General features: G+C 61.7%; 4 protein-coding genes and 1 pseudogene. All 5 read right to left on the reverse strand.

Going from position 1 to position 5,769, the window contains the following annotated elements; genetic code table 11:
- Positions 1-1,122, reverse strand: a 1,122-nt coding sequence (locus HT737_RS05660; protein ID WP_182401793.1) for a FimV family protein, incomplete at its 3' end; no start/stop codon positions are given.
- A gap of 208 nt (positions 1,123-1,330) precedes the next feature.
- Positions 1,331-2,343: pseudogene (locus HT737_RS05665) on the reverse strand (aspartate-semialdehyde dehydrogenase).
- Positions 2,344-2,592: 249 nt separating this feature from the next.
- A complete protein-coding gene (gene asd / locus HT737_RS05670) occupies positions 2,593-3,705 on the reverse strand; it encodes an aspartate-semialdehyde dehydrogenase (RefSeq protein ID WP_003226428.1) in 1,113 nt (370 codons plus the stop codon).
- Between the two features lie 66 nt (positions 3,706-3,771).
- Positions 3,772-4,854, reverse strand: coding sequence for a 3-isopropylmalate dehydrogenase (gene leuB, locus HT737_RS05675; protein WP_182401795.1), 1,083 nt, complete (start codon positions 4,852-4,854; stop codon positions 3,772-3,774).
- A 54-nt stretch (positions 4,855-4,908) separates the two neighbouring features.
- Positions 4,909-5,676: a class I SAM-dependent methyltransferase gene (locus HT737_RS05680; protein WP_182401797.1), complete on the reverse strand. Its 768-nt coding sequence runs from the start codon at positions 5,674-5,676 to the stop codon at positions 4,909-4,911.
- Between the last annotated feature and the right edge of the window lie 93 nt (positions 5,677-5,769).

Below are 5,769 nucleotides of genomic sequence, written 5' to 3' on the forward strand. Positions count from 1 at the left end.
CGTTGCGGCCAGTTCGGCGGTGATCGCCGGTACGGCAGCGTTGGCGGCTGGCGCAGTGCCCGGCCCCTCGGCCTGCATCTTCGCCAGTTGATTGTTTTTCAGCTCGATCAGGCGCTGCAGCTTGTCCAGCTGACTTTGCAGATCAGCCATGCGGCTTTTCAGTTCCTCGTTGTCACGACGGGTCGTGTCGAGGCTTTCCTGAGTCACCGCCAGTTTGTTGCTCAAGGCCTTGGCATCGCCGGCCGGGCCTTTACCCCGGGCCTTGGCACTTTCGGCGGAGACCAGGCTCAAGTTGTCTTTGGCATTCTGGCCGGTGCCGGCATTGCTGCGACCACGCTTGGTGGCATCGAGCTGCTGCTGGCCGGTACCCGGCTTGGCCACATAGCGACGGCCCTGACGCCAGGCTTCGTTCTGCGCGGCAACTTCGGCAATCGCTTTCGATTGTGGCAGCGCGGTGCTTTCCACCGAGTCCGGCAGACGCAACACTTGACCGGTTTTCAGCCGGTTGATGTTGCCGTCGATGAACGCATCCGGATTCAGCGCCTGAATCGCCAGCATGGTTTGCTGCACGGAGCCGCCGGTGCGCGCTTTCGCGGCGATTTCCCACAGGGTATCGCGCGGCGTGGTGGTGTACTGATTCGGGTGCGTGGCGCCGGTGGTCGGTGCGGTGATGGTCTGCGACGGCGCCGGTTGCGCGGCGGCGTCAGCGGTCTGTGGCGAGAATTTCGACGGATCCAGCAGCACACTGTAATCGCGCAGCAGACGGCCATTCGGCCACATCACCTGCACGAGGAATTTCACCATCGGTTCCGACAGCGGCTTGCTCGACGTCACGCGCAGCACACTTTTGCCGCTGGCGTTGAGCACAGGGGTGAACGTCAGGTCGTTGAGGAAGGCCTGGCGATCAACACCGGCCTTGGCGAAATCTTCGGGTGAAGCCAGGCTCGGCACCACTTCGGCAGCGGTGAGATCCTTGACGTCGAGCAACTCGATCTCGGCCACCAGCGGCTGGTTCAGGGTCGACTTCAGGGTCAGCTCCCCGAGCCCGAGGGCATGCGCCATACCGGAGGACAGCGCCGAGGCGGCCGCTATTGCTAACACCAGTTTGCGAACTTGAACCATAGCCTCATCCTTTGTTTGAACGTTCCTCGGCCAGCGAGAAGATGTTGATTGCCGCTGCCGTAAGGCATTGCGCGCGACGACGACACATGCCGCGCGCGATCATTTCTTTGATGCCCCGGAAAGTCCCGGAGGGTGACACGTTATCGAGTGCTCCGGGCAAGCATAGCGCTCACCTAGAATCAGTCGACAAATTGTTGCCAAGTATCTTTTACAGCAGGTCTTTTATCAACAATTCAGCAACCTGCACAGCGTTGAGGGCCGCGCCTTTGCGTACGTTATCTGACGTCAGCCACAGATTAAGTTCCGCCGGGTCGTCGACACCGGCGCGCACACGGCCAACATAGACAACGTCCTGCCCCACCGCGTCACCCACCGCCGTCGGGTAATCGCCCGCTTCAACCAGCTCGATGCCGGGTGCGTCTTCAAGTGCGGCGTTGACCTTTTCCAGGTCGACCGCGCTCGCTGACTGCAAGGTCACGCTATAGCTATCGCCAAAAAACACCGGGGCTTGAACGCAAGTAGCGGAAATCTTTAATAAAGGCTGCGCCAACACCTGACGCAGCTCGCGCACCAGGCGTTTTTCCAGCAGCGTGTGGCCTTGAGCGTCCGGCGTACCGACCTGGGCCAGCAGGTTGAAAGCCATCTGCCGATCGAAGAAGGTCGGCTCCAGCGGACGCATATTCAGCAACTCGGCGGTCTGCCGCGCCAGCTCGGTCACGGCTTCGCGACCTTGCGCGGAGACGGCGAGATTGGCGGTGACGTTGACGTATTGCAGGTCGAGCAAGTCGAGCAGCGGCGCCAGCACCACGGCCAGCGTCGTCGCCGACGGGGCTTTGGGCTGCTGACCTGGAACGGCGCGGTCAGACCGGCGATGACCTCGGCGTTGGCTTCCGGCACCACTTGCGGCGCCTGCTCGGCCGGCAATGCGCCGGACAGGTCGATCAGCGAGCAACCGGCCGCGTGGGCACGCGCCGCGTAGCTCAGGGAAACGGCAGCGCCCGCGGCGAAGAACACCAGTTTGACCTTGCTGAAATCGAACTCGTCGACTTCGCGCACGCGCACGTTTTTGTTGCGAAACAGCACCGAGCTGCCAGCGGATTCGCTGCTGGCCAGCAGGTGCAGGTTACCGACCGGAAAGTCGCGTTCTTCGAGAATCTGTACGAGGGTTTCGCCGACAGTACCGGTGGCGCCGACGACGGCAATATCTAGGGTCTGGGTCATGGTTCTACCTCTGGCGAAACGGGGGGAGCGGCACTTTACCGGGTGACTGCCATGCAGGCAATTTCTGTCGGAATGTGCAGTGTCTGCACCGGCCCCTTCGCGAGCAAGCTCGCTCCCCACAGAGGAACGCATTTCTAATGTGGGAGCGAGCTTGCTCGCGAAGAGGCCAGACCGAGCGCCCGGGAAACCTGAGGCATAAAAAAACCCGCACCTCTCACAAGGCACGGGTTCTTTCATTGCATCAAAGGATCAACGCTCCAGCAGGATCCGCAGCATGCGACGCAGCGGTTCGGCCGCGCCCCACAGCAGTTGGTCGCCGACGGTGAAAGCACCGACGAATTGCGAACCCATGTTCAGCTTGCGCAGACGACCCACCGGGACGTTCAGGGTGCCGGTGACCTTGGTCGGGCTCAGCTCCTGCATGCTGATGTCGCGGTTGTTCGGCACCAGTTTGACCCAAGGGTTGTGCTGGCTGATCAGCCCTTCGATATCAGCGATCGGCACGTCTTTGTTCAGCTTGATGGTCAGCGCCTGGCTGTGGCAACGCATGGCGCCGATGCGCACGCAGATACCGTCGACCGGGATCGGGCTCTTGAAGCGACCAAGGATCTTGTTGGTCTCGGCCTGGGCCTTCCACTCTTCACGACTCTGGCCGTTCGGCAGTTCCTTGTCGATCCACGGGATCAGGCTGCCGGCCAGCGGTACGCCGAAGTTCTCGGTCGGGTACGCGTCGCTGCGCATGGCTTCGGCCACGCGACGGTCGATGTCGAGGATCGCGCTGGCCGGATCGGCCAGTTGATCGGCCACCGCAGCGTGGGTCGCGCCCATCTGCTTGATCAGTTCACGCATGTTCTGTGCGCCGGCGCCGGAGGCCGCCTGATAGGTCATGGCGCTCATCCACTCGACCAGGCCGGCTTCGAACAGACCGCCCAGGCCCATCAGCATCAGGCTGACGGTGCAGTTGCCGCCGATGTAGTTCTTGGTACCCGCGTCCAGTTGCTGGTCGATGACCTTGCGGTTGACCGGATCAAGAATGATGACCGCGTCATCGTTCATGCGCAGGCTGGACGCCGCGTCGATCCAGTAACCCTGCCAGCCGGCTTCGCGCAGCTTCGGGAACACTTCGCTGGTGTAGTCGCCGCCCTGGCAGGTCAGGATCACGTCGAGGGTTTTCAGCTCTTCAATGCTGTAAGCGTCCTTGAGCGGAGCAATGTCCTTGCCCACGGACGGGCCTTGGCCACCGACATTGGAAGTGGTGAAAAACACCGGCTCGATAAGATCGAAATCCTGCTCTTCCAGCATCCGCTGCATGAGCACGGAACCGACCATGCCGCGCCAACCGATCAGACCTACACGTTTCATCGCAACTACACCTTCTTGAAAAGTGGGCCGCTGCTTTGTATTGAATTTCGCAGCGGGCCCGAGAGATTACAGATTCCGCAGCGCGGCGACTACTGCGTCACCCATTTCCTGCGTTCCGACTTTAGTGCAACCGGCCGAATAGATGTCGCCGGTACGCAAGCCTTGATCCAGCACCACGCTGACGGCTTTCTCGATGGCATCGGCCGCCTCGTGCAGATTGAAGCTGTAACGCAGCATCATCGACACCGACAGAATGGTCGCCAGCGGGTTGGCAATGCCTTTACCGGCGATGTCCGGCGCCGAACCGTGGCACGGCTCGTACATGCCCTTGTTGTTCGAATCCAGCGAAGCCGACGGCAACATGCCGATCGATCCGGTAAGCATCGAGGCTTCGTCGGACAGGATGTCGCCGAACATGTTGTCGGTGACGATCACGTCGAACTGCTTCGGTGCGCGCACCAGTTGCATGGCGGCGTTGTCGACGTACATGTGGCTCAGTTCGACTTCAGGGTAATCCTTGGCGACCTGCTCGACCACTTCACGCCACAGTTGGCTGGACGCCAGCACGTTGGCCTTGTCCACCGAGCACAGCTTTTTGCCGCGAACCATGGCCATGTCGAAACCGACGCGGGCGATGCGGCGGATTTCGCTTTCGCTGTACGGCAGGGTGTCGTAGGACTGACGCTCGCCGTTGTCCAGGGTGCGGGTGCCGCGTGGCGCGCCGAAATAGATGCCGCCGGTCAGCTCACGCACGATCAGGATGTCCAGACCGGCCACGATTTCCGGCTTCAGGCTGGAAGCGTTGGCCAGTTGCGGGTAGAGGATCGCCGGACGCAGGTTGCCGAACAGGCCCAGTTGCGCACGAATCTTCAGCAGGCCGCGCTCAGGGCGGATGTCGCGCTCGATGGCGTCCCATTTCGGGCCGCCCACGGCGCCCAGCAGGACGGCGTCGGCAGCACGGGCGCGGTCGAGCGTTTCGTCGGCCAGCGGCACGCCGTGCTTGTCGATGGCGGCACCACCGATCACGTCATGGCTCAGCTCGAAGCCCAGGCTGTACTTGTCGTTGGCCAGCTCCAGCACCTTGACCGCTTCGGCCATGATTTCCGGACCAATACCGTCACCTGGGAGAATCAGAATCTGCTTGCTCATGCTTTCCTCATGTCATCAGTCGGTGCGCCACTCAGGGCGCGCCCGGAAAAATTCTTATCGCTCAGCCATCAATACGATTACATCTGTACTGAACGAGCCGTTGGCATCAATCTCAAAATATTCGCGCACTTCGTTGCCCATCGACTGCTGCAACTGGCGAATCGCCGCGCGCATCACCTCGGGCGTGCGCATGCGCTCGACCCAGCTGTTGTACTCCAGACGCAGACGCTGACGCGTGGTGCTGCGGGTATGCAGCCCGGCCTCGCTGACCTGACGCAACCACTCGCCGGCAGAATAATCGCGCACATGGCTGGTGTCGCGCAGCACTTCAACACTCTGCAAATAGGTGTCGAACAACGGGCTGCCCGGTGACAACACGTCAACGAACGCCGCCACACCACCCGGTTTCAGCACCCGACGCACTTCGCGCAGGGCTACGCCGAGGTCGCTCCAATGGTGCGCCGAATAACGGCTGAACACGAAATCGAATTCGCCATCGGCAAACGGCAGACGCTCGGCGGCGCCGTTGACCGTGGAGATGTTGGCAAAACCGCGATCAACCGCTGCGGCGGCGACCACATCGAGCATTTGCTGCGACAGGTCATAGGCCACCACTTCCTTGACCAGCGGTGCCACATGAAAACTCACATGACCGGCGCCGCACCCCAGGTCCAGCACCCGGGCCGCGCCCTGCCCGGCCAGTTCAGCCTGTAGCAGCGCGAATTCGGTGCCTTGAGCGTGTACGGCGCTGCTCAGGTAGGCGGCGGCCTGTTCACCGAATTGCTTTTGTACAACCTGACTGTGCTGGGCGGTGCTGGTCATAGGGACTTCCTTTTGATCTTGGGATGCCTGTTCCGGCCTCATCGCTGGCAAGCCAGCTCCCACATTGATTTGCAGCGTTCACAAAACCTGTGG

The sequence above is a fragment of the Pseudomonas sp. MD195_PC81_125 genome (assembly GCF_014060985.1).
GTDB classification, from domain to species: domain Bacteria; phylum Pseudomonadota; class Gammaproteobacteria; order Pseudomonadales; family Pseudomonadaceae; genus Aquipseudomonas; species Aquipseudomonas parakoreensis.